General features: G+C 43.4%; 24 protein-coding genes and 1 pseudogene. 5 read left to right on the top strand and 20 right to left on the bottom strand.

The features are described from left to right. Window positions 1-82: 82 nt before the first annotated feature. The 7 genes from phaC to TW81_RS06525 form a co-directional block, all read right to left on the bottom strand. Complete coding sequence (phaC, locus tag TW81_RS06495) at window positions 83-1,861, bottom strand: class I poly(R)-hydroxyalkanoic acid synthase (RefSeq protein ID WP_045954891.1); 1,779 nt, start codon at window positions 1,859-1,861, stop codon at window positions 83-85. Between the two features lie 55 nt (window positions 1,862-1,916). Continuing rightward, entirely contained in the window at window positions 1,917-2,264 is a 348-nt protein-coding gene (locus TW81_RS06500; protein WP_045954892.1) for a phasin family protein, read from the bottom strand. Between the two features lie 35 nt (window positions 2,265-2,299). Beyond that, window positions 2,300-3,508, bottom strand: coding sequence for an acetyl-CoA C-acetyltransferase (locus TW81_RS06505; RefSeq protein ID WP_045954893.1), 1,209 nt, complete (start codon window positions 3,506-3,508; stop codon window positions 2,300-2,302). Window positions 3,509-3,521: 13 nt separating this feature from the next. After that, window positions 3,522-4,262 (bottom strand): SDR family oxidoreductase, encoded by a 741-nt coding sequence (locus tag TW81_RS06510; RefSeq protein WP_045954894.1) that lies wholly within the window; start codon window positions 4,260-4,262, stop codon window positions 3,522-3,524. 559 nt (window positions 4,263-4,821) lie between these two features. Next, on the bottom strand, window positions 4,822-7,884 hold the full coding sequence (locus tag TW81_RS06515) for an efflux RND transporter permease subunit (protein ID WP_045954895.1): 3,063 nt from the start codon (window positions 7,882-7,884) through the stop codon (window positions 4,822-4,824). Next, a complete protein-coding gene (locus tag TW81_RS06520; protein WP_045954896.1) occupies window positions 7,881-8,936 on the bottom strand; it encodes an efflux RND transporter periplasmic adaptor subunit in 1,056 nt (351 codons plus the stop codon). The genes TW81_RS06515 and TW81_RS06520 overlap by 4 nt, the downstream gene beginning before the upstream one ends. Before the next feature lies 1 nt (window position 8,937). Further along, window positions 8,938-10,014 (bottom strand): efflux RND transporter periplasmic adaptor subunit, encoded by a 1,077-nt coding sequence (locus TW81_RS06525; protein WP_045954897.1) that lies wholly within the window; start codon window positions 10,012-10,014, stop codon window positions 8,938-8,940. Between the two features lie 180 nt (window positions 10,015-10,194). Between TW81_RS06525 and TW81_RS06530 the strand changes: the two genes are divergently transcribed. Then, entirely contained in the window at window positions 10,195-10,932 is a 738-nt protein-coding gene (locus tag TW81_RS06530; RefSeq protein ID WP_045954898.1) for a TetR/AcrR family transcriptional regulator, read from the top strand. Window positions 10,933-11,004: 72 nt separating this feature from the next. Here the strand turns inward: TW81_RS06530 and TW81_RS06535 are convergent, their stop codons facing one another. Then, window positions 11,005-11,898, bottom strand: a complete 894-nt coding sequence (locus TW81_RS06535) for a LysR family transcriptional regulator (RefSeq protein WP_045954899.1) — start codon at window positions 11,896-11,898, stop codon at window positions 11,005-11,007. Window positions 11,899-12,017: 119 nt separating this feature from the next. On the opposite strand from TW81_RS06535, the gene TW81_RS06540 reads away from it, so the two are divergent. Then, window positions 12,018-12,656 (top strand): NAD(P)-dependent oxidoreductase, encoded by a 639-nt coding sequence (locus tag TW81_RS06540; protein ID WP_045954900.1) that lies wholly within the window; start codon window positions 12,018-12,020, stop codon window positions 12,654-12,656. A gap of 64 nt (window positions 12,657-12,720) precedes the next feature. Here the strand turns inward: TW81_RS06540 and TW81_RS06545 are convergent, their stop codons facing one another. The 4 genes from TW81_RS06545 to cyaB form a co-directional block, all read right to left on the bottom strand. After that, window positions 12,721-12,942, bottom strand: a complete 222-nt coding sequence (locus tag TW81_RS06545; RefSeq protein ID WP_045954901.1) for a VF530 family protein — start codon at window positions 12,940-12,942, stop codon at window positions 12,721-12,723. Window positions 12,943-13,014: 72 nt separating this feature from the next. Continuing rightward, complete coding sequence (locus tag TW81_RS06550; RefSeq protein WP_045954902.1) at window positions 13,015-13,431, bottom strand: hypothetical protein; 417 nt, start codon at window positions 13,429-13,431, stop codon at window positions 13,015-13,017. Window positions 13,432-13,505: 74 nt separating this feature from the next. Then, window positions 13,506-13,934, bottom strand: coding sequence for a GNAT family N-acetyltransferase (locus TW81_RS06555; RefSeq protein ID WP_045954903.1), 429 nt, complete (start codon window positions 13,932-13,934; stop codon window positions 13,506-13,508). A 30-nt stretch (window positions 13,935-13,964) separates the two neighbouring features. Continuing rightward, window positions 13,965-14,522: a class IV adenylate cyclase gene (cyaB, locus tag TW81_RS06560; RefSeq protein WP_045954904.1), complete on the bottom strand. Its 558-nt coding sequence runs from the start codon at window positions 14,520-14,522 to the stop codon at window positions 13,965-13,967. A gap of 247 nt (window positions 14,523-14,769) precedes the next feature. On the opposite strand from cyaB, the gene TW81_RS06565 reads away from it, so the two are divergent. Continuing rightward, window positions 14,770-15,741: an integron integrase gene (locus tag TW81_RS06565; protein ID WP_045954955.1), complete on the top strand. Its 972-nt coding sequence runs from the start codon at window positions 14,770-14,772 to the stop codon at window positions 15,739-15,741. A 135-nt stretch (window positions 15,742-15,876) separates the two neighbouring features. On the opposite strand, the gene TW81_RS06570 is transcribed toward TW81_RS06565, so the two are convergent. The 7 genes from TW81_RS06570 to TW81_RS06600 all read right to left on the bottom strand — a co-directional run bounded on the left by TW81_RS06570 (window position 15,877) and on the right by TW81_RS06600 (window position 22,652). Then, window positions 15,877-17,034, bottom strand: coding sequence for an amino acid permease (locus TW81_RS06570; protein ID WP_045954905.1), 1,158 nt, complete (start codon window positions 17,032-17,034; stop codon window positions 15,877-15,879). 668 nt (window positions 17,035-17,702) lie between these two features. Beyond that, window positions 17,703-18,542, bottom strand: a complete 840-nt coding sequence (locus tag TW81_RS06575) for an aldo/keto reductase (protein ID WP_045954906.1) — start codon at window positions 18,540-18,542, stop codon at window positions 17,703-17,705. Then, window positions 18,543-18,968 carry a MarR family winged helix-turn-helix transcriptional regulator gene (locus TW81_RS06580; RefSeq protein ID WP_045954907.1) on the bottom strand — a complete coding sequence of 142 codons (426 nt, stop codon included), beginning with the start codon at window positions 18,966-18,968 and terminating at the stop codon, window positions 18,543-18,545. A 490-nt stretch (window positions 18,969-19,458) separates the two neighbouring features. Next, entirely contained in the window at window positions 19,459-20,259 is an 801-nt protein-coding gene (locus TW81_RS06585; protein WP_052706160.1) for a hypothetical protein, read from the bottom strand. Between the two features lie 212 nt (window positions 20,260-20,471). Then, window positions 20,472-20,765, bottom strand: a complete 294-nt coding sequence (locus TW81_RS06590) for a putative quinol monooxygenase (protein ID WP_045954908.1) — start codon at window positions 20,763-20,765, stop codon at window positions 20,472-20,474. Window positions 20,766-20,856: 91 nt separating this feature from the next. Next, window positions 20,857-21,432, bottom strand: a complete 576-nt coding sequence (locus TW81_RS06595; protein ID WP_045954909.1) for an outer membrane beta-barrel protein — start codon at window positions 21,430-21,432, stop codon at window positions 20,857-20,859. Between the two features lie 305 nt (window positions 21,433-21,737). Beyond that, window positions 21,738-22,652: an alpha/beta hydrolase gene (locus tag TW81_RS06600; protein WP_045954910.1), complete on the bottom strand. Its 915-nt coding sequence runs from the start codon at window positions 22,650-22,652 to the stop codon at window positions 21,738-21,740. Window positions 22,653-22,780: 128 nt separating this feature from the next. Between TW81_RS06600 and TW81_RS06605 the strand changes: the two genes are divergently transcribed. Both TW81_RS06605 and TW81_RS19010 read left to right on the top strand, forming a co-directional pair. Continuing rightward, window positions 22,781-23,710, top strand: coding sequence for a LysR family transcriptional regulator (locus TW81_RS06605; protein ID WP_045954911.1), 930 nt, complete (start codon window positions 22,781-22,783; stop codon window positions 23,708-23,710). A gap of 202 nt (window positions 23,711-23,912) precedes the next feature. After that, a pseudogene (locus TW81_RS19010) lies at window positions 23,913-24,143 on the top strand (IS5/IS1182 family transposase); the annotation flags it as partial. 100 nt (window positions 24,144-24,243) lie between these two features. On the opposite strand, the gene TW81_RS06610 reads toward TW81_RS19010, so the two are convergent. Further along, complete coding sequence (locus tag TW81_RS06610; protein WP_052706162.1) at window positions 24,244-25,605, bottom strand: DUF1254 domain-containing protein; 1,362 nt, start codon at window positions 25,603-25,605, stop codon at window positions 24,244-24,246. Between the last annotated feature and the right edge of the window lie 5 nt (window positions 25,606-25,610).

Below are 25,610 nucleotides of genomic sequence, written 5' to 3' on the forward strand. Positions count from 1 at the left end.
TTAAACAGATATTGAGATACATTACAAATAAAAAAGCCTCTAGCAAAGATTAGCTAGAGGCCTTTATTTTTACCGTAACCAATCAGTTGCTTTCGATAATTGGCAAGACTTGTTTGACATAATTACCCGGAGCAGAACTCAAGATAGGAAATTGCTCACTTCCAATGCGAAACGGTTCTACTCTTTCGTCAGGATTAAAGCTGAGCAGCCACTGATTCCAATGCGTCCACCAAGAGCCCTCAGTGTGATCTGCATTGGCTAGCCAATCATCTGCATTGTCATCCAAAGAATCATTGGTCCAAAAACCATATTTTCCTTTTTCGGGATGATTAACAATGCCCGCGATATGACCGGATTCGCCAAGCACAAAGGTTTTGTTGCCACCGACATTGAGTGCACCTCGGTAAGTACCTTGCCACAGGGCAATGTGATCTTCCTTAGTTGAGACAAAGTAGCTAGGAACTTTAATCTTGTTGAGATCGATCCAGACACCACCAATTTTCACGCCTTTATCTTCGATAAGCTTGTTATTGAGATAAAGCTCTCTCAGCATAAAATTATGAGTGTTGGCGGCAACATTGGTGCTGTCGCTATTCCAATACAATAAATCGAAATCGACAGGACTTTTGCCTTTCAGATAGTTATCAACATAATAATTCCAGTACAAGCTGTTCTCGCGCAGCAAACTGAATGTTACGCTAAGTGAACGCCCATCCATATAACCTTTGACGTTATTTTGCGCTTCAATCGCATCGATAATGGTATCGTTGATGTAAGCACCGACCTCCCCTGGCTGAGAAAAATCGAGCAAGGTCGTGAAGAAAGAAGCACTCTTAATACGCTTTTTCATTCGCTTCGCGGCATAGTAGGCAATAGTGCATGCCAAGACAGTCCCACCAATGCAGTAGCCAGCGGCATTCACCTGTTCTGATCCCGTAATGTCTTCAATCGCAGTAACCGCTTTGGCAACACCTTCGGTGACATAGTCGCCAAACTCGATATCGCGTTGCGCTTTACCCGGGTTTCGCCACGAAATCATAAACACAGCATGCCCTTGCTCTAGAAGCCAACGCACCATTGAGTTTTTTTCTCGCAAATCAAGAATATAATACTTATTGATAAACGGAGGAACAATCAAGAGAGGCGTCGCATTGACTTGCTCTGTCATGGGACGGTACTGAATTAATTCAAACAAATCATTTTGATAAACAACATCGCCTTGAGTGTTGGCAATTTCTTCACCAATTCTGAAAGCATTGTTGTTGGTCATGCGTATTTTGAGAATATCTGCACTTGATTCAACGTCGGCTTTGAGTTGTTCAAGCCCTGCGAGCAAGTTTTCACCATTTTGCTCTAACGTTAACTTAAGCAGCTCTGGATTTGTCGCCACATAATTGCTCGGTGAGAGCGCATTGATTGCTTGGCGAGAGAAAAAGCTTATGCGTTCTTTGCTCTTTTCATCTAGTCCTTCAATACTGTCAATCGTCTCTAGATATGTTTTGCTGAACAAAAGGTAAGACTGCTTGATAAAGTTAAAAAAGATGTCTTTCTGCCACTCGTCATGAGCAAAGCGTTTGTCACCTTTCTCTGCTTTAACAACTTCTTCCGTGTTGGCAGCCAACGCGACGTTCTGCCAAATCTGAAGTTGCTGTTGCCACCAGTCAGCTTGAATCTTAAGCAATGCGGCGGGTTGATTCGCGGCACTTTCAAACAACTTTGCCGTGTCTTCGAAGTTAACCTCTTGCATCGCTTTGTTAAGGGGGGAATTCGCGGCTGCCCTGCTGAGTTCTAGATCTTGCCACCATTTTTGATTGGTTTCTTGGAGCTTAACAAGGTAGTCCGAAAAGAAGTGTTGTAACATTTTGCTACTCCTAAGATCGGAAAAAAGCCGCCTTACGGCGGCAGAAAAGTCAGTGTTATGCGGGAGTCACTGTCTTAAGGTTTTCCGATGTCATTTGCTCAACATCATCTTTGAACTCTTTCGCAATCGCTTGGAGCTTATTGCTATCGTCCATCATCTGCTGAGATAACTTGGTGAGTACATTAAGCTGCTGGCTGTTAAAAGCCGTAAGTGACGTTACATCTTTAACTTCACTTGCGGCTTTCATCTGCGTTAAACCCATCTCGCTGTAGGTACGGATAGCGTTCAATTGAAGTTCTGTAAGTACCTCTACGTTTTTAGTCACAAGCTTGTTAAACTTTACGTATGGTTCTAAACCTTTTTCAGTTTGATCAGTAAACGTTTTGAAAAAATCGGTGTACATAAGTATCACTCCTAAGTTAAGTCCATTTAATTGGGTTAGTTAATTGATTTGATGACAACAGCCGTGCCCATACCACCACCGACACACAGTGACGCAACACCATATTGTCCTTGACCACGGTTGAGCTCGTGAATGAGTGACACTAAGATTCGGTTGCCCGACGCACCAAGCGGGTGGCCCAAAGCAATGGCTCCACCATTTGGATTGGCTTTATCTAAAATAGAGTGAATCGAAACTTGGTGTTTTTCAGCTAAACGGTAAATGACCCCTAACGCTTGAGCGGCAAATGCCTCATTGAGCTCGTAGACATCAATATCGTCTGTGGTCAGATTCGCTTTTTGCAGTGCTTTGGTAACAGCATCAACCGGACCAAGGCCCATAATCTCTGGCTCCAAACCTGACTGCGCATAACTTACAATTTCAGCAATTGGCTTCAGGCCTTGCGCTTTTATGGCCGACTCACTGGCAACAACAACCGCACTAGCACCATCATTGATGCCAGATGCATTGCCAGCGGTTACGCTACCTTCACGGTCAAACGCCGGGCGAAGTTTACTTAAGCCACTGAGTGTCGTATCTGACTTAGGGTATTCATCGGTATCAAATACAACGGTTTCACGGCGCTTTTTAACGTCAACCGCAACGATTTCGTCTTTAAATTTGCCAGCTTCTATCGCCGACACCGCTTTCAGTTGGCTAGCAAGGGCATATTCGTCCTGCTGCTGTCGAGTAATGCCGACCTCATTGGCGACATTTTCTGCCGTCATACCCATGTGGTATTGGTTATAGACGTCAGTCAATCCATCATTGATAAGCAAGTCGGTGAGATTAAGATTGCCCATTTTATGACCATCTCGAATGCCAGCAGGAACTGTGAACGGGATCTGAGACATCACTTCAACCCCAGCCGCTACAACAACATCAGCGTCACCACTACGGATGTGGCTGACCGCATCCATCACAGCTTTCATGCCACTGCCGCAGACCATATTCAACGAATAAGCCGGAACCTGATTGGGTATACCCGCATATATTGAGGCTTGACGCCCCACTCCCATGCCTTGCCCTGCAGAAACGACATTACCAACGATCACTTCATCAATAGAATCAAGGCTGACACCACTTTGAGAGACCGCTGCTTTGATCGCGATGGAGGCAAGATTGCCTGCCGAGACATCTTTTAACGTGCCACCAAAAGAGCCGATTGGCGTTCGTTTCGCGCCAACAATATAAACTTTTTCCATGTCGCTCACTCCCTTAATGCATATGTAAGCCGCCATTAACGGAGAGCGTTTCCCCGGTAATGTAGGCTCCAGCATCACTGACTAAAAACGCCACAGACTTGGCCACTTCCTCTGGTGTTGCTAAGCGACGCATAGGAATCTGAGCTTTAATTGACTCGAGTACTTCAGGCTTCATTTCTTCGACCATAGGTGTACCTGTATAACCGGGAGCAACCACATTAACCGTCACACCAGATCGTGCACCTTCTGCGGCAAGTGCTTTAGAAAAACCTATCATGCCTGCTTTGGCGGCAGAGTAATTGGTTTGACCAAATTGGCCCTTAATTCCGTTGACTGAAGAAATATTAATGACTCGGCCATCGCCTTTCTCGCACATCGCGGCGAACAATGGCTGGGTGACGTTGAAGACACTATTTAGATTCGTCTCGATGACGTCCTTCCATGCACTCGCCGTCATCTTCTTAAACGTACCATCACGCGTGATGCCAGCATTGTTAACAACAACATCCACCGTGCCTTCTTCCTGAAGCAATTCAGCTAAGCGTTGGGCGCATTGCTCAGTATTGGTGACATCAAGCTCAAACAAGCGAACTTGATCATCGGTAAAGCCTTTTGCATTAAACCAATCTTGAGCACATTGATGCTTACCCGTGAAGTAAGTAGCAATAACACGATATCCATCGTTAACTAATTGGCTAGAGATAGCAGAACCGATTCCGCCTTTAGATCCGGTGATCAAAGCGAGTTTCTTCATTAATAGACTCCATTCTTAATAGCAACAAATTACCAAACCATTTAATCTGCCAGTGCTTACTATTAAGCACCAACCAACGTCATCAATATAAATTATTAAGACTTTTTCTATGTCTCTTAATAATTAAAGCTAACTGGCATTTATTACAGTTCAAATATTTTATTTATTTAAATCAATAAAGTTGAACAAAGTCTCATATAAAATGAAATGTTATATCCATGTTAAAATGCGCAACTCACTGTTTTTTATTGTAATTTCATTAACTACAGTTTACTCATAAAGCTTCATCTACTTGTTTAATCTACGTATTTATGGTGTTTCATCATTTTCACTGATCAACATCACTTATAACGAAATTCTATACTTTAATCATATTGTCATCTCCAATATGACATTTTTGTTATTCGTCAGTCTTGAAATCACACAACCAAAAGTAGTGATATTTATAATTAAAAATAGATTTGTCGATAATAAAAAATTTTATTAAAGTGAAAAGATATAAAAAAGCCCGGAGAAAAACCCGGGCTGGCAAAAATCGAATCGTTATTCTATCCGTGAATTATCCGGCAGTGGATGGTTTGATTCGGTAGAAGATGGCGAATAAAACAGGTACAACAATTAATGTCAGTACTGTAGCAAAGCCTAATCCGGCCATAATTGTTATTGCCATTGAGCCAAAAAATGCATCAAATACCAGTGGTATCATGCCTAAAATTGTTGTTAATGCGGCCATACTGACAGGGCGTACGCGTGAAATTGCGCTGTCGAAAATGGCTTGGTATGGGTCTTTGCCTGAACTAAGCTCAATATTGATTTGATCGAGTAAGACGATACCATTTTTCAAGATCATACCACTCAAACTCAACACACCTAAAATTGACGTAAAACTAAACGGCATACCAGTAGCAAGTAAACCTATCGATACGCCAATAATAGAGAGTGGTACAGTGAACCAAATCACTAATGGCTTTCTCAATGAATTAAACAGCAACATAGTGACGATAAACATCAGTAAGTAACCCATAGGTAAAGAACTAAACAGTGCTTGCTGTGCATCCGATGATGACTCGTACTCTCCGCCCCAACTTATGGTATAGCCATCTGGTAGAGCTAAAGCTTCCACTTGTGGACGAATTCGATTGAACAAGCTCGCCGGCGTTTCGTACCCTAATACGTCGTGGTCAGCCAGTACTGTCAATGTCCGCTTTCTATCGCGGCGCTGAATGAGTGGCTCTTGCCACTCCAAGGCAACACCATCAATAATTTGCTCAACTGGAATATAGCTTTGTAGTGTTGGGCTCCATATTTTTACATTGGCCAGCGATTTGAAATCCACTCGCTCCTGTTCTGGTAGCCGCGCAATAATCGGTAATCGATGTGTTCCATCACGGAGTAATCCAATCGGGGTACCACCAAACGCCATTTGCAGCGTTTCCGACAACTCCTCTTTAGATATACCTAAACGTCGGGCTTTCGATTCATTGAACTGCGGAATCAATTGTTTGGTTCGCTCGCGCCAATCATGACGTACATTACGTGCGCCAGGATCTTTAAGCAAAACATCCTCAACCTGCAGCGCAATATCACGAAGTACTTGAGGATCAGATCCTGTAATGCGAGCCTCTATTTTCGACGCGGGAGAAGGACCAATCTCCATCAATTTGAATTGGAATGTGGGTTGATTAAACGTCGTCGATAGGTTTTTATCCAGCTCTTCTAACAGCTCAAACATGGTTTCACGATCATGTGTGCGAACTTGAATCTGAGTGTATGCCTCGTAGTTTTTCTCCGGCTGGTAAGTTAATGCAAAACGTTGTAGCCCCTGCCCTGTCGTTGTCGAAACGAATTCAACGTTCTTTTGGTCACGAATATACTGTTCGACTCTATTGGTCTCTTTGATAGTTTCACGTATATCCGTTCCTTCGGGCATCCACATATCGACGTAGAAAATCGGTGTATTTGACGGTGGGAAAAACTGCTGCTTGACGAAACTAAAGCCGACCACAGAGCTAACTAGCAGAGCAAACATACTCACTATCGTTAGCCAACGAAAGCGCAAAGCAAACTTTAGAGTGGCACCAAATAAGGAAAATAAAACACCTTGATATGGATCCACCTCTTGGTCTTCCTCAAGCTGCTCGTCTCCGTTAAGCAGTAGACTCGCTAAGAACGGAGTCAACGTTAGCGCCGTGATCCAGCTTAAGAAAAGCGAGTAGCAAAGCACCCAAAAGAGTGATTCCATGAATTCACCCGTCGCATCATCTGACAAGCCTATAGGAGCAAAAGCTGTGATAGCGATAATGGTTGCGCCAAGAAGAGGCCATTGAGTTTGCTTAACAATATCGACAGCCGCCTCAACCTTGGTTTTACCCCTTTTCAGTCCAACAAGGATACCCTCAACAACAACGATCGCATTATCAACCAGCATGCCGAGCGCAATGATCAGTGCACCTAAAGATATCCGATGAAGCTCAACGTCACTTTGCTTCATTAAGATAAAAGTACCTGCAACGGTCAGCAGTAACACCACACCAATAATGATTCCGCTTCGTAACCCCATCGCGAACAGTAGCACGATGATAACAATCGCAACCGCCTCTCCTAAGCTGGCGAGAAAATCGTTAACGGACTTTTCCACTTCTGCAGATTGATTGTAAAAATAGTTAATTTCCACACCTGCAGGCCTGATATTCTCCAGAGCTTGCAGTTCGGTTTCTAATGCTTTACCGACTTCAACTACATTGACACCTGCACGAAATGAGATTGCAAGGTTAATCGCAGGTTGACCGTTGAAGCTAACGACATTAGTTGGTTTTTCCTCAATACCGCGGCTAATGGTTGCTACATCTTTTAACCGGATAAGATTTCCCGTATCACGTCCATGTATGATCAGTTCTTCAAGTTCCTGCTCGGAGCTCATCGCCCCATTTGGACGAATTGTTAACCTCTGCCCATTGACCATCACTTCGCCTGCCGCCTGAACGCTGTTTTGTTGGTTGAGTAGTCCAACGACGGTATTCATATCCAAATTCAGCGCCGCAAGACGCTCAAGCGAAATTTCAACGAACAACTGCTCTTGTTGATCGCCAGCAATGGCAACTTTGCCAACACCATCAACCAATTCGAGTTCACGACTTAAATAATCTGCGTAACGTTTTAACTCAATGTAATCGTAGCCATCGCCCGTTAACATCAGCATGATTCCGTATACATCACCAAAGTCGTCGATGATTTGTATAGAGTTGACACCGCTGGGTAATGTGGGGCGTAAGTCGTTTATCTTACGTCGCATCTCATCCCAGATTTGCGGCAATTCATCAGGACCATACTCCATTTCCATGCTAACCATGATTTGCGACAAACCATTTGATGAAGTGGAAGTAATTTTATCGATATAAGGCAGTTGACGGATTTGTTTTTCTAACGGATAAGTAAGTTCCTCCTCAACTTCCTGAGACGTCGCCCCCAGATAGGTGGTAATGATCATCGCATCTTTGATCGTGAATGCAGGGTCTTCCAAACGGCCCAGATCCATAAATGAGGTGTAACCTCCGATCGCAAGAATGATCAGGAACAACCAGCTAATCACTTTATTCTTTATTGAGTACTCAGCAATGCTCACAGCTCAGCTCCCTTGATTTCCATACCGTCACGTAGTTTTCTTAAGTTTGAATTGATCAGCACATCGCCTTTTTCAATGCCAGTGCCCACCAATGCCCCATTCCCCGTAATCTGATCAACAACGACCGAGCAGCGATGAGCGTGGCCTTGCTCCAACTTCCAAACGTAAAACTCTTGGCTGTGGAGGCCGGCATCAATCGCGGTCATCGGCACCTGATACGCTTGGAAGGTGTTAAGGCCAGCTTTGACAAGATCGACGGATACTTTGGCGCTGGTTCCAGGGACAATTGGCGGTTGTGATTGGGGCATGCGTAACCAAACTTCATAGGTCTGGCTTTGTGGGTGAAGCTCGCTGTTGTGCTCATAGTAGGCAACTGGATAGCTGCCGCTATGCCCAGAAAAACTCGCCACAGGTTGGTAGTTTTGCCCAACTTTCGCCAGATTGAGCATCGCCAATACAGAGTCTGAAACTTCTATTTTTACATAGACTTGATTGCCTTGATAAATAGAGACGACTTGCTCTGCGGGAGAGACGTTTTCGAACTTTTTCTTATCGACGGAAGAAATCACGCCATCAAATGGGGCACGTAGCCGAACATAATTCATGCGTGCTTTAGCCGATCCTAAGTTGGCTTCAGCGAATTGAATATTGGCGGTGAGTTCATCCAGCTCGGCACGTGAAATCATTTTGCTGCTTCGCAACTCGCGACCACGTTGAACCTGTTTTAACGCTAATTCATACTTGGCCTGCGCATCGATCAGGTTTTGCTTAGCCTTGCTGTCATCAAGAGTGGCAATCACTTGGCCTTTAGTGACATTGTCACCTTCCCTGACAAGAATTGAGGTTAACTTTCCATCCAGACGAAACGAAAGTGGCGTTAATTCGGCTGGCATTACCTGACCATTAAAACTGCGAAACTGACTTTCTGCCGCCGCCGCGACAAGATAAGTGTCCACCATTATTGGGTTGGTTTCACGATGTGCGTTGTCTGGGGTACACGCCACTATAGCGAGAGTAGACAGAGTGCCAACTAGAATAGATTTTAATTGCATCTTAGATCCCGCCCTCTTTTGTCCAAGCTCTTACTTGCTGGCCTGGCGCTAAGTTCTCAACGCCCGCCTGAACAATGAGATCGCCAGTCGTCAGTCCACTAACAACGTGCCCGTCATCGTCCAGTTCGACACTGACCAAAGAGAGGGTTTGAGTATCACTATCGAAACGATACAACTGACCATGATTCTGTTGCTTCGAAACCCAGGCGCTGGAGGCAAGCTGATAAGCTCTGCCACGTTTCTCATTGAGTAAATGTACTTGGCCGGTCATCCCTGGTAGCAAGTTAAGCTGCTGTGGCTTGTTAAACGTTAAACTCGCTTGGTAGCTGTTTGTATCAGCATCGGGCTGAGTGGAAATTTCTTTGAATTCAGCAGGTATTGGGTTTTGTTTATGACTGTCCATCACCACCTGAAACTCTGACGATGCAATATGCTTTAATCCATATGTTTCGACGTAGCTCACTGGAATAGTCAGCACCACATCAAGCACACGATTATCAATTAAATTAAGTACTGGCTGGTTTGCACCCACAACTTGGTGTTCCTTGCTAAAAGTTATCGATACGACACCAGAAAAAGGCGCTATAATTTGGGTATGCTCAAGGTCGGTCTTCGCCTGTTCTAAAGCTGCATTGGCGGCTTTAAATCGGGTTTCATGCTGCTCATAGGTATCCACACTAATCAGCTTTTTGTTATGTAACTGAGTTGCGCGCTCAAAAGCCGTCTTGGCCAGGTTGTATTCTGCCAAGCGCGCATCAAATGCCAACTGATAATCCGTTGGGTCAAGTCTAGCAAGCACGTCACCTTGCTCGACAATACTCCCCATTCGCACGTCGATATTAGCGATTTCCCCAGCAACCTGAAATGACAGAGCAACACGGTCTGTCGCATCTATCGTTGCAATAAATGAGTCATAGCGACGAGTCGCCAAATCCGGTACTTCAAGTAATTTGACGGGTTTCACCACGGGGTCGGTAATTTCTGAATTGGCTTTATTGCAAGCTGCTAGGTTAACTACCAAAGCCCCTACGCAAACAAGCTTAAGAATCGATTTCATTCTTTCTGATGATGCTGTCATGTCTGAACATCTCTGTTTATTACACGCTCGTGCAGTATATAAATTCCATCCATGAGATCAATATTTATTTTCCACTCGTATAATATAATTTTTTACAGCAGCTATACTGTTTGTGTGTAGTGGGTGAAATAAAATGGATTTTCTGGTAGAAAGGGGCGTCTTAGAAAGTTGACGAGAATTATGACTGAAAGAAAGCAAGGCCGAAGAAGCGCCCAAGACGCAGAAAAAACCAAGTGTGAAATTATGCGTGTAGCCACCGAGTTATTTTGTGAACTTGGTTATGAGCGAGTATCTCTGAGAAACATTAGTGAAAAAGCCGGCGTGTCTCATAGCCTGATCCGCCACCATTTCGGCAGTAAAGAGCAAATTTGGTATGCCATTAGCGATGGTTTGCATCTTTATATGGAACAGTACATGCGCACCATTATTGAGCACATACCGCCTAACTACAGTTCCAACGTCAAACTGTATCACTTCTCGGTTCGCTTGCTGGCACATATGCTTGAATTTAAACAACCTATTCAGCTCATTGCCGACGCGGTAAGGCAAGAAGACGCTCTTTTTGATTACTTCATCGATAGCTCAGGCGATATACAAAGCTTGGTTGAGGAGCTCGCCGAGCAGTACAATCAGCAGTACCCTGCAGCGCAAATTAAGATCTGGGAAATCAAATGGCAGATGATCATGTATGCTCACAGTGCAGCAAGCTTGGGGCCGTTTATGAAAGAAACTTGGGCCGATGAAACAGACAGCCTAGAGACTTGCTTGCTTAATCACTGGGAAATGTACAACTCATTGATGATAAGCCGCTTTCAAGTCCCTGATGAGTTTATTTTGCATCCATCCAAAGTGACTGAACTGTTATACGACGTAGAGTGTGACGTAAATAAGTTAAGCGAAGAGATGGCCACTGTATAATCCTTACCTAAAACTTTCATCCACAAAGGCCCCTAGTAAATTCCCGTCATCACCAGTGGCCTTTGATGATGTTTAGCTTAAGCGCAAGATGTCCTCTTGCCAGTGATCAACTAAATAATCGATAAAGCGACGCACCAGCGGCGTCTGATAGCTTCTCGATAAATATACGGCCCAAAGCGCATAGCTTGGAGAGGCATAGTCTTTAAGGATGTATTCTAATTTTCCTTCCTCCACCAGTGGGTTGGCGAGATCGCATGGCGCTCTGACAATCCCTTTATCATTCATTGCGGCTGTCATTAACGTCGTCAGTTCGTTGGCCCGAATATTCCCCGCAATGCTTGGCTCAAATAGATCACTGTCTTTCACTAACCGCCAATGCTTAATATCTAAATGCACCAGACAATTATGTTGTTCCAGATCTTGCGGATGGGCGGGCTCACCATACTTTTCCAAATAGCGTCGCGTGGCGCATAGCCCAGAGTCAATTGACATAAGCTTGCGGGCAATTAAGTTGTCATCTGGCTTTTCAGTGTAGCGCAGTGCAATATCCACTCGCTCATCGACAAGTTCAGTAAATTTGTCTGACGCAATAATATCAATCACCACCAATGGATGATGATTTGTAAAATCCATTATCGCGCCGATGAGCATGTTCTGAGCCAAGCCAATCGGAGAAGCAATCCTGATCGTACCCACCAATTCGTCATTCAGTTTTTCGGCTTCAAACACCATCGCAGCCGCCTCATCAAGAATACGCTGACATCGGATGTAAGCTTGCTCACCCGAAGCAGTTAAACTCACTTTACGTGTCGTGCGATGAAGCAGTCTTTGATTGAGCCAGCTTTCCACATCTTGAACGTGACGAGAGATCTGCAAACGGCTAAGGCCCAAAGAATCAGCCGCTTTAGTAAAACTTTTTCGGTTTGCCACTTCGACAAAACTCTTAATCGCGATAAGTCGGTCCATTCCTGATTAGCAACTTAAGTAGATACAATTAGTATCATTAATGCTTATTTTTATCCCTAAATGCAACTATTAAACTGAGCTGGAACTAACAAATTACTCAAACGAACGGAGAAATAGCCATGAAAGTAGCAGTATTAGGTGCATCAGGTTGGATCGGTAGCCACTTAGTGGAAGAAGCGAAAGCTCGCGGTCATCAAGTCATCGCACTTGTGCGCAATGTCGACAACTATTCAGTAGCAGGTGTGGAAGTGCATCAGTTTGACTTACATGCAAGCGACAATGATTTGCTCAATGCATTACAAGGCGCGGATGCCGTACTGGCCTCCATCGGCGGCAGAGCATTAGGCAATCATGATATTGTCGCCTCAACCGCATCGCGACTATTGAGCGTACTACCAGAAACAACGGCTAAGCGTTTGCTATGGGTTGGTGGTGCAGGTTCACTGGAAGTCGCACCTGGCGTTAAATTGCTTTCTGTTCCGGAGTTCCCTACGGAATACAAAGATGAAGCCATAGCTCAAGGTGAGGCACTTGATGTATTTAAATCGTCAACAAACTCCGTCGATTGGACATTCATTAGCCCTGCGGCTGAAATTTTCCCCGGAGAAAAACAGAGCCCTTATCGCGTTGGCGGCGACGGTCTGTTAACAGACTCTGAAGGTAACAGCAAAATTTCGGTATCTGATTACGCCGTTGCGATGATTGACGAGCTCGAAGCGCATCAATATCCCAACCAACGTATTGGCGTCGCGTACTAAACTAGCCAAAAAAGGCGAGCGATTGATCGCTCGCCTTCACTGTGGGCATCTTGGTGTTGACTGGTTACTTGCAAAAAGTCTCAATATAGAGGGCTTCTACTTTATCTCTCGCCCACTGGGTTCGACGTAAAAACTTGAGCGAAGATTTAATTGACGGGTTGCTGTAAAAGCAATTGATTTTAATCTCAGCATCCAAACCTTCCCACCCATAGTGCTCTTGTAGCCGTACGAGGATCTTTTCTAACGTTAGTCCGTGTAATGGGTTATTGGGTTGTTCTTGGCTCATGGTGAGTATTCCTACGTGACGGCATTGTAAATTGCGAGTCTATCAGATTTATGCCACACGATATGGGAAAATTCATCTATGTAGGCCATTAGCCGTGTTTCTGTACACCTGCGTGATCTGAACCTTCTCCCCCGAGGACATGGTATTGACTTGCAACACAGACATCAGAGTACCGTCTTCAGACGCAACTCGCTTAGCATACGCCACTTCCTTACCTGCGATAAACACACGACTTTCGAGAATATTTTCTGAAACTACAGTATAGCTAGCTTCTGCTCCCGGTGGAGCGTCAACCGCATGTGGCATAGAATCCGCTACCCCGCCAAATTCAATCACCATCTCTTTGCCATCGTTTTGCACCCATGAGAGCTTGAAGTCCGCATTTAGTTCATCTAGCGCAATCTGATACAAACAACTTTTAGGTGGCTCACCCTGATCATAAAATGAAAGTTCAGGGATTAAAGACCAATTGCCATTGCATTTATGCATTACTACTTTCCTCGCTTTCACGGTATTTTAGCTTCAGTGTTGTTAACACCACTGAAGCTAAGCAACGATGACGCTTAAAGATCAATAAACATGACGTGATGATTTGGCTCGCTTTCGATATTCACAACTGACCAGCCCAAAGATTGATATAGGCACGCAACGTTTGTATATGCGTAAACTCGACTTTGGCTAGACTTAGGGACTTGGCCAACACCTTGATTGACCAATTCACCGGCGATGCCTGCGCCGCGCCAGTGTGGCAACACGTAAAGTGCATTAAACCAAATGACTTGATGTGACTGATGCGGTTCTTGAAAGCGCGAATAAGCCAAACCACCGATCACGCGGTTGTCCTTAAGTGCAATGATTGCGGGTGGCAAGTTGGCATCCGGTTTGTAGGAGTCACAAAAGCGAAAATCAGACCATTCGGTTTGAAACAGCCTTTCGAGCGCCATCCAATGTTGACTATCTGGAGAGCAGCTTTGAAATTCAACATCTTGCATCTGAGTTCCTTGTGCAATTTTGCTATCTAATCAGCAATTTCGTGCATGCTCAATAAACATTTGTTTGTAAGATTTGCTTTGCAACATTTCTTCGGTCAAACCAAACTGCAAGGCGAGCTCCTCTAGCTGAGCACGATAGCTCACCAATTGAGACTCATCGTCTGTCATTATGGCAAATTCTGCAAAGTCGCCAATCCCAGCTAAACAATCGACGGTAATATGAAACTCGCCAACAAAGTAAATACTTCGGCTTTTTTGGGCTTCTAACACAACGTCAAAACCCATGGTTTTCAACATTTGCTTAGCGTTGCAAGCATCAACGATATTGGTCGCGACACACTTATCTGGCTCTGGCCCCTTCACAATCCACAACTTGATACCTGACGGCTCCATTGTCCTAATACAAACGCTCTTATTGGCTTTTTCGAGCGAACGGTCACTGCTATCAAAATACCAATCGCGCTCAACATTATCTTGCAACATAACCTCATGAGGTATGCAGTCTAAAATTTGGAGAAATTCAGATTTCGAGCGTAAACGATACTTTAGCTCAACTTCGTATTTGCCTTTGAAATGGTCGTTGTTCATAGCGTACTTATATGCAAAAACCTAGATAGTAGCAGAACCCAAGCTAACAGCATACCAACCGTGCTAAAAGCCATTTTGCTCGCTCGATATGCCAAAACAAGCGCTCACCTGCGCAAATTTATGCAAGCTAGCCGTTACTTAAGTAGCACCAAATATAAGCATACACGCAATTTGCCGATGTCTGCTGTACAGAGTAGTACGCTCTGCCAAACTGGGAGGTATGTATAAACGATCAGGTATTGTGACTATGAAAAGCTCTCCGTTTCTCAGCTACATTCGCGAATATATGCTTGGCAGAAATTACGCGCTTCGAACTGTAGACGCCTATTTGTATTGGATACATCAGTACATCCTTTTTCATAATAAACAACACCCTAATGATTTAGGTACCAAGGACGTCGAAGATTTCCTTACTCACTTGGTTGCCAATAATGGCATTGCACAAAAAACGCAAAGTCTTGCATTAAACGCATTGGTATTTTTATACAAAGAGATCATACAGCAACCGGTTGATCTCGATATGCAATTTAGACGCTCGAACCGCTCACGCAAGCTGCCAACAGTTCTGACTCAAGCAGAAGTACGTAGGTTACTTTCCCAATGTGCACCAAAATATAAACTGCCTTTCCAATTGATGTATGGTTCTGGACTTAGGCTAATGGAGTGTGTGCGGCTTAGAATTCATGATATTGATTTCGAATATAAATCACTGCGTATTTGGCAAGGTAAAGGCGGCAAAAATCGCATTGTGACATTGGCTCCAGAACTGTTTTCAGCCATCAAGCTTCAGCAACGGATTTCATCCGAATTTTTTAAACAGGATATGTCAAACAAAGCGTTCTCTGGTTGCTACATCCCTGAAGCACTTTCACGGAAATATCCAAATGCGGGAATCACTTACAATTGGCAGTACCTATTCCCGTCAGACCGATTATCATCCGATCCACGTAATCAAAGTGTCCGGCGACATCATATTCATCACACATCACTGCAAAAACACATTAAGGATGTTGCTCGTCAAGCCGAAATCGACAAAGACATTTCGTGCCACACGTTGAGACACTCTTTTGCTACTCATTTACTTGAGAGTGGCGCAGACATTCGGACAGTTCAGGAACAGCTTGGTCATTCAGATGTAAAGACCACTCAAATCTATACCCATATTATCGATAGAGGGGCAAATGGTGTGAAAAGTCCACTCTCTAACTTGCTTAGCTAGGTATGTCGAATGCTTTGAGTTAGACAAAAAAGCGAGCCAATACGACTCGCTTTCTATTACTTAACAGCTGAATCGAGTGAGAAAGTTACCACCCACTTGATCATAGAGGGATGTTCACTAGACAATTCTCACCCCTTACACCACTTGGGCGTAGAGTAAGAAGCAACCGAATAAAAAGATCATGCTCACCCCCATCGTGCCACCACCCGCTTGATAGACGCCGTTGTCAACCACAGGTTCGCGGCGTACTTTGAGCGTCATTGAGATCGGAACAAACACAGCAAGGAAGACGAGAATAAATCCGGCGTAACCGAGAATTGCTAAAAAGTGCTCTGCTGCAAACAGCGCACCAAGCAAAGGAAGAATGAACGTCGTGACATACACTGCAGGCTTATTGGCTTTAAGCAGATCTGAGTTTTGATCGTACAACGCCATTGCAACACCCAAAAAGGATGTTAGCAAAGCAAGACCTGTAAACAATGAAAGAATAAATTCGAGACCACGATATTGTTGGCTCAGTACCGAAATCAATTCAGATACATTGGCGAACTGGACAAGCTGCTGCGCGGACAAATTGCCAACCACTGCGAACAGCCAAAGTAGATAGCACACCAGAGGAATCGTTGAACCAACAACAATCATATTGCGCAGTTGAGTCTTACTAGCTTGTTTGTTGTACGTGACTAAAGACGGGATAACAACCATAAAGCCGAAGCTCGTAAATAGAACCGAGCTGGTCTTTATTAACTCGACCTTATCCTTGTTGACAACATCTGCCAAACCGTCAAAGGATACATTTGGTGTGAGTGCAAATAACGTGAAAATCAAGGAGAGAATCATACCTGTAAATAGCACTCGGTTGAGCTTGTCTACGGCTCCTGTACCCGCCGAAACGAGTATGCCTACCAGTACGGTAAAACCGATTTGACTCGTACTATTTGATAGTTCAAAACCAACTGCACTTAATACCTTTTGTACCAAATCACCAGCACCAATGATATAAGCCATAAGCAAACATACCAGCAATGCATACATAAGGCCATTGGTAACAAATTGGCCCCCTTTACCAAGGGTTTCGCGGGCAATGGCGTTCATGCTCGCGCCTCCACCAACTTTACAACTGGCTTCAAGCAAAAGAAGCGCTGCGTAAGTCGTTCCAGCCCAGATGAACAACATGAAAATCGTACCCCACAAAAGACCGAATTGCGCCAATACCATGGGTATTGCAAGCATGCCTGCGCCCAAGGCAGTGCCTGCGACGATCAGGGAGCTGCCGAATAATTTTAAGTTCACGGTTAATACCTCTACATTTAATCCGTAAGTTGAGAACTATTGCGTCATAAGTCGTTGAGCAATAGATAGAAAACCCTACTTTCACAGCCATTTTACTTAGCAAGACACCCGTCAACTACAGATGACACTACGTTTAGGCGTGTGAGCGATAGGGACTCATCTCCGGACAAAGCCAGATTGACAGGGCTGCTCATTTTGGGTTCGAAGCAAAATCAGCGCATCCTTTCATGTCAAGCTTGTACTATGCCAACGGGATCTGAGATCAAAGAGTGTAAATTAAAAGCAGGACAGTTAACAACAAAAAGGCAGAAACCATGGAGAGATAAACTACACAGAAAAACAAAGAGCAGATAATACATTTATAAAACGATTAAATATTAGTCATTAGTATAATTTTAGGCTCTAAAGCTGCTGACTAACTAAAATACTTGTATATGTATAGAATTTTATACACCTTGCACTACAACGTGAAAGCGCCTCTGGATAGCCGAAAAGCGTTAATACCGCTAGTATTTAACCCACGCCGAGCAACTCGGTTTATATACCTCTAAGCACTGATTTACGGTTCGAAAAATTAGGTAAATCCGTGCTCCAAATGCTGGGCTTAGTTCCCAGCATTTGTTCTTTTCTATTTTTATTAATACGCTAGATCGCTGTGTACATAGCCTTTACAAAATACCCATAAGACTTTCAACAACCTCCTTATCAAGCTGAATGTCTAGTGCTGAGACATTTTCCTTTAGGTGTGAAACATTTGAGGTTCCTGGAATGGGTATAACCATCGCCGACAAAGACAGCAACCAAGCCAACGCAATTTGCGCTTTGGTCACTCCATTCGCTTCTGCTATTGGCGTTAAATCGACTTTTTCATCAATGAGTTTCCCCATACCTAGTGGAAAATAAGCGAAAAATGGGATCTGATTTTCATCACAATACTTAACCACATCAAGCGAGCTAAGGTTGCCAACAAACATGGCGTTCTGTACCGCATCAATGGCGACAATTTTTTGGGCAGCTTTCAATTGTTCCAACGAGGCACAGCTTAGTCCAATATGTTTTATGATTCCCTCTGCCTTTAGCTTGGCCAAACACTGCAAAGACTCTTCCATCGGTATTCCTTCATCGCGTAAAGGCCCACCAGGTAAACGTAAGAACACCAAATCGAGTGAAGTCACTTTTAAGCTCTTCAAATTGTCGTCAATGCTTGTTTTTATTTCGTCCGCTTTTGCTGCAACTTCTGGCCTTCCACCTTGACCAATTTTGACACCCACTTTCGTCGAGATGATGATTTGATCTGAATACGGGTGTAATGACTCTGCAATCAGTTTATTTGCTAAGCCATCACCATAGAAAAAAGCGCTAGCGATCAAGTTAATTCCCAGCTTTTGTGATTCGAGCAATAAGTCATGTGCGCGTTGAGGATCGGCTGTATTCCCCCTCAGGCCGGGAAGCCGCATAGCACCATACCCAATCCGACCAATGAGTTTATTTCCAAGTTTAGGTTGCATTTACTTCTCCAAATTTTTAACGGCTTGCTCAATGACCTTTCTGGCATTTTCTATTTGAACTGTATCTAGGCCAGCCATTGCTTTGCTGCGAATATTAATTATTGGGTTGGGAATCGAGCTAAAATGGCTTACGCCCTCCTTCGTGAGTTCCAAGACTTTACTTCTGCGATCGCTAACTGACGGATACTGGATGACCCACCCCTTTTTCACTAATGCTGCCACTAACGGGGTCAGTGTCGCTGATTCCACATTAAGAATCGTTTGCAACTCTCGTTGTGCTAGCGTTCCGACCTCCGCAATATGGTAGAGGATGTACCATTGTGTGCGACCTAGCCCATATTTCGTCAATTCTGATTCCATTGCTTGGGTGGTGAGTAAATAAAACCTCTTTATCCAATGCCCAAGGCTTTTTTCATAGTCCGACATATAACCTCCTAGGTACCTAGCAAAATATAAGCTAGGCGCCTAGCAATGTCCAGATTTGGTATACTGAAGACTAATAATGCCTGGCTAAACCGTTGGTATTGGTCTTGCGACCGCTAAATACCTTGTGCAAGCAGGAGCTCATTGCAAGCTAACCTGATATCGCCACCATGCAGATATAGGCTTTAACAATTGAGCAGATTGAAGCCCTAGGTGGTAGCGCAAGTTTTCATCAAGTCGATTTTTCCAACGATTCTGCATGTAAAAGTTCGTTGACGATTTCGTCGCACAAAATAATGGCATCGATGTTTTAATACACAATGTCGGTGCTTTAGTGGGCCGTGTAAATACCGATGAAATAGATACGGAATTCTTGGTGATGTCGCCGACCTCAATATACGATCGGCTCAAACAATGGTACGTCTATGATTACCTTACTTACAGAAATCAACGATGCAAAGGAACACTTATCTCCACTCACGTGAGCTGACAATTAAACTAACCACATTCTAGGTATTGGCCGACAAAGTTGATTGGTCACGTCATACAGTATCTGATCGTAGCCCTGGATGATGACAAAAGAGATATCTGTAGTTAAATCATACAACTCTTGTTCACCCACGTTCAGATCGTCACAACTGGCTATCTGCGCCAGTTTATCTATTACAGCCGAAGTGTAAGGCGTTGATAAAGCCTTGGGAACCATTGTCGCTAGCTGCTCAAGCTTACGAGACGTTTTATCACAACACCGTTTAACGCGCGGCATTCCTTTATTTGATTGAACGTCCAAAACACAAAGCCTAAGTTCGGTGAGCGCTTCCATGCTATCAAAAACCCTTTGCCACTTTTGATGGTAGCGATCGCCTAGCTCACTATTATCCGTTTTAGCTATCAGTGCTTGCGTCGTTTCATCAATCAAGTACATACATTGACGTATTGTTTGTCCATGAATCACATGATTACGATTTGTTTGACGATGTTGCCAACCGTTATGCATCCCCTCTAACTTAGCTTGAAAAATTCGATGTATAGGCCGTTCACCTAGCGGCAAATTTGCAATGTTCGATTCGGATAATTCACGTAATTGAACCTGAATTTGTGCAAGTTCATTTTTATGCGCTTCGATGCAACCTCTGGTTAACGCGGCGTGGGTAACGTTACGATGTTTTATGGATAGCTGAAGTATTCGTCTTAACTGGACAAGGTTATTGAACTCGTAGCCAATCGTGTCGTCTTCTTGTTTTAGATAGTAAATTACAGCGAAGATTAAGGTAGCCAACAGTAAGATATCCATTGCATACTCCTTGGTATTGTAAATCACTCTTACTGCTACTCAGGATTTATGCCAAAATATAAATACAATAAAAACAGATAGTTAAGAAAAGTCCATATAGAATACTGAACAAACCGGGTGCATATACGCACTAACATTGTGACCAACAATGCAAAAAGCGAGCTACTCGGGCTCGCTTTTTAGCAATCAAACTTTTCGCTGTAAGCATAAGATTAACGCTTGCTCATTCGTGACACTTGTGTGGGAACGGCTAGCCAATCTTTCAGCTTATTCGCAACAGCTTGAGTATGTTTCTCTTGGTGATGATTTTCTAACGCCTTTTGGTTCACCCATTCTTCGTACAGATAAATGTATCGACCACACTCTGATACATGCAGTTCAAATTGGATGCACCCAACCTCATCCCTTGTGGCGCTAAGCATTCCAAATAACTCATTTTTGGCGCACTCAAAGTATTCTATGTGGGGAGTGATTTTTGCCATTACAAAAAGATGATCATTTGACACTTTACCTCCTTAATTACGCAATCGTACGTTATATAGATAATGCCAAAAATAAAATAATTTTAATTATGATTTTAAATAAATAACATCGAAATCAAAAACAATAAATCAAACCTAAACGTAACACTATCAAAGAGGTCGAATATTTTTCATCAGCAAAAGTGGCGTTGTCACCAGAAAAACTAATTTCAATATTTGAATATAATTGGTCACTGAAGTGGTAACCTGCACCAGCACCATAGAGAACACTTAAGTCTTGCTGTTCAAAGTGTTCTTGACCGTCAGTTAAACCATATTCTAAGTTCGCAAGCCCGGTAATAAGGTACGCCGAGCCTCCCCAGCCCCAATCATAGCCTACGTGTCCGTTAATCCCATATTGTGACTCTACCTCAATAGTGCTGTTGTTACCGTAGCTATAACTTCCAGAAGTGTCGTTATAAAATGCTTCCGCGCCAAAAAACACCCCACTCTTGGTTAGATATTTAATCCCAAAGAGCAACCCTCCGGAAACCTTGGTATTATCTTGCTCGGCCGTATTTTCACTATCAAGAACAAACCCCGAATATGGCAAACTTACCCCGACATAAGGTTGATAAGTTTTAGCTTGCACCATAGTGGACATTTGTGCAGCCACTAGAGCAACGAGAATATAAGCGACATTCTTTTTCATATTTACCCTTATTTATAATACCATCAGAAATATTGTTAAAATGATAAATTAGGTGTCAGTAATAACCACTACATCACTCCCTATCCAGAAAATATTATTCAACAATAACCTTATGGATTAATAGAATAAAATTGCTATCGTCTCTGATGCGTTATTAATATAAGAACGTCTAATATTTAATTTTCAATAACGGTCACTAAAGCTTTAAACAGAGACGAGTTTGATCGCTGTACTCAACAAACCTGAAACATTGTAGTCTTTACACACACGCTCAAAAATTCAATCGGGCCTTTCATTGACGAATATTACAGAGTGCGTTGGAAGAAAGAGGCGAGTTTGGATACTGCATCATCGACGTATTCTGCAACATCATAAAGCGACATATGGTTTGCGCCATCAATGACATACAAGGTTTTGTCAGTACTCGTTGCACGATCCAATAAATCATCACTCATCCACTTGCTACCTGCGCCACTACCGACGACAGCAAGGATTGGCTGGGTTAAGAATGCTTCCGCTTTATGGTAGGCATCGTAAGTAATGATCTGGTTTAAGTTACGGGTTAGAGCAAAACCCGGAGCATTTGGATGTTCACAACGTGGTGTGTGGTAATACTCCCATGCTTCGCGGAGTTCTGCGTTTGGTGCATCTTCTTCACGCATCGGAGCTAGAGGAATGATTGCGTATTCAGAGCCATTAGCGTCTGTTGTCCGAGCATTCGAACCAAAATCTAAGTAACCAAGGGCATCAGCATCGTTAACCGAATTATCCCAACCATTACGGAACATCTGGCCGATATTTACTGCGCTGACCATACCCAGCGCCTTAATACGACGGTCATTAATCGCAGCGTTTGCACTGTAGCCCGCGCCGGCACAAATCCCCATCGCACCAATTTTGTAGTTGTCGACATAATTTAATGTTGTTAGATAGTCTACGACTGCGCTCACATCTTCCGTGCTTGTATAAGGGTTTTCCATTTGACGAGGTTGGCCCGTGCTTTCGCCTTGATATGAACGGTCAAAAGCAATAGCGATCAGGCCGTTTTGCGCTAATTTACTCGCGTATAGGCCAGCTGTTTGCTCTTTCACTCCACCACCAGGGTGAGAAACAACAACGGCTGCATATTGTTTACTTGCATCAAAATCTGTAGGGAAATTGATAACCGCGGAAATCTCAATACCTTGACCATTTAGATTTTTGAAAGTGACTTTAGACATAACGACATTCTCCAATAGAGGTTAACTGTTCATCTCAGGCTGACCTAAGCTTCGAGATAATATTAGCGACCAGACTGTTTCGAATAAATATCGTTTCACCTACATGACTGTTTAGTTATACTTAACAAATGCGAATAGAACCTTCTTTACTCTCATCACTGACATGGTTTGCACATATTGCTCGCCATCGTAGTTTCACTAAAGCAGCCATAGAAATGGGGATAACCCGTGCTGCCTTATCACAACACCTGAAAGCCTTAGAGCAGCAGCTACAAGTTCGGTTAATCAATCGTACAACCAGAAGTATGTCACTGACTGAAGAAGGTCAGCGTCTGCTTGATATTTTACAGCCTTCATTGATGAGTATTGAGCAAGTCGTTAATGAGCTAAACGACTCTCATGCCGAGCCTTCGGGGTTAATTCGAATCAGCGTATCGAGAACCGCAGCTCGGCTACTTATCGAGCCTCACCTCGGTGAATTTCTCTCCCTCTACCCTAAAATACGCTTAGAGCCAATAATGGAGGACGGATTTTCTAATATTGTTGCTGAAGGCGTTGATGCTGGCATTCGCTTAGGAATCAGTTTGGATGAACACATGGTTGCTGTTCCCATTACTCCACCATTAACCAATGCAATCGTTGGTTCTCCTGCGTACTTTAAGCGAAATGGGGTGCCTCAAGCTCCTGAGGATTTAGAAACACACAACTGTCTTGCTTATCGCTTTACCTCTAGCGGAACAATCGATCATTGGTCGCTCACATCTCCTGATGTCGAAAAGCCCACAGTGGTCTTCGAGCCTAAAGGTAATGCCGTTTTTAATGATGACCACAGTATGTTACAGGCAGCAATACAGGGTGTCGGTTTAGTGAAGCATATTGATTTGTGGGTAGAAAAACATATCAGCGAAGGAAAATTAACCCGAGTTCTAGCGCCTTGGTGTAAAGAGTTTCCGGGGTTTTATTTGTACATACCCTCGCGAGAGCACATGCCTAAAAAAATCCGCGTCTTAATGGATTTTTTAATCGAAAAGCGCGAACTTCTCAAAGCCAAACAGTAATTCTTTAAATAAGGAAAATGCTGAGACTCAGTGAAAAAAAGACCTTTAACCAAATTCATAACTAGGCAGATGTGAGCTAGCCACATCAGCTAGCTCGAAGATGGACAGAACTGAGTCAGTGATTTTGCTAAGTTAGAATTTGATGGATAATTTGAGGTATTACAAAACCTCATGTCGATTGGCTAAATCAACTTACCCACTACACCCTAGGAATTTATCGATAGGTTGCCAGACCGACAATAAGTGGAAAAAGCGGTATGGCTATCATAAACTTTCACTATCAGAGACAGCAATGTATTGAGTGAAGCAGTTGTTAGGTGGACGGTTAAGCCTGAGAAGCTACAATGCTCAGGTTGGTGAAAGTTACGATATGATTAAAGCGATGAACAAACTTACAGGGCCTGGCATGCCTGAAACTCAGTGTGTTGTATAGGTTCACTCAATTTCAGGCAATTTGGGTTTCTGACCGAATTACTCAACAAAGCCGAGGTGGTCAAGAATCACCTAGCCAAAAATAGTAGTTTAACTATAAATTACTTTACTAAAGTTGGTACAGGGCGTGGCCAAGTTTTATTTAAAATAGACTCTTCAGGGCCGTACATACGCATAACCATAAAAAAAGGACCTTTTGGTGTTGGCAACCAGTTTTTGTCCTTACCTGGGTTTTTAGAGCTTAATGTGATGGTGATACTACCATCATTATTCGTGATCAAACCTTTAGTGCGATCACCAATTGAGTAACGGTCAATGCTGTTATCTACCAACAAGCGCTGTGGCAGGTTATACATAGTCAACGACCAAAATAATGAAACAGGCGGAGCTTGCTCAAATTTTAGTTGGTAGATTTTATTACCATCCAATGGCTTACCTTGTGAATCTTTTTGGTATGAAAAATAAACAGCTTCTGATTCATTTTGGCCATAAAGTCCAATCATGGCACCAACAGCGCGAGATTCATAATCATCTTTTAAGTATTCTCTAGGACCAAAAAGACCGATGTTATCTTCATTTGATGCGGTACGCGTTGTCAGTTTTGCTAACGCAGCATCGATACCCGCTTGAATTTTAGCTGCGGTATCTTTATCAAGGGCGGATGGGTTAAAAGGTTTACCTGCACCGATACCGATGGCTGCAAAAAGTTTCATTGCTTTGGCATCATCTGAGTGTGGTTTAATATGATCTAATAAGAAGTTTACATACGTAATGAAAGCTGGGGTTTTAGCTAGCGATTCATGCCAAGCAGGGAAGGCAACTTGCGCGACCGGTGCCGGTGGCTTAGTGGCTGTGTACTCACTAAGAGGTGTAAAACGATAGCCTTGTTGTATGGTTCTTACTTTTGGAATATCGTCAGCATCACCAATACTTGTACGGGTTAATGTTCCAATAAAATCAGATTCTGCGCGGAAGACTTCATCAAACCCTGCTGGGATGTTACCTTGCCAGTGTGGGCCAACAAATAAATATTTACCAGGCTTCATGCCATTGAGTCTTGCGCCTGGGCTGGCAAAAATATAAGTATAAAGATCAACCCATTGGAATACATTGTAGCGATCTTTATCTAATTGCGGCGTCTCAAAAACAATTGGTTCACGGCGGAGATCTAGCCATGCCCATGAGTAAGTTGTGTCATTGTTTGGTGTCACAATGTCGGTATCGGCTGGTGTAGCTGGTCGTGCATAGTGACGGTAGCGATTGAAACCACCAATAAAACCTGGAAACGTACTATCTTGAGTTTGTGTATAAAGTGTTTGGTAATTGTAGAGCATTGGGTATGCAAAAATATAAGCCTCTTCTGCAACCTTACTTAAGTCATCTGCGCTTTTAGCCGAGACAGATATCATAATGGTGAGTAGCATGGCTGAGGTGGCAATGAATTTCATAATTGAACTTTTCATGCGTG

The sequence above is a fragment of the Vibrio galatheae genome (assembly GCF_000967545.1).
GTDB lineage: Bacteria > Pseudomonadota > Gammaproteobacteria > Enterobacterales > Vibrionaceae > Vibrio > Vibrio galatheae.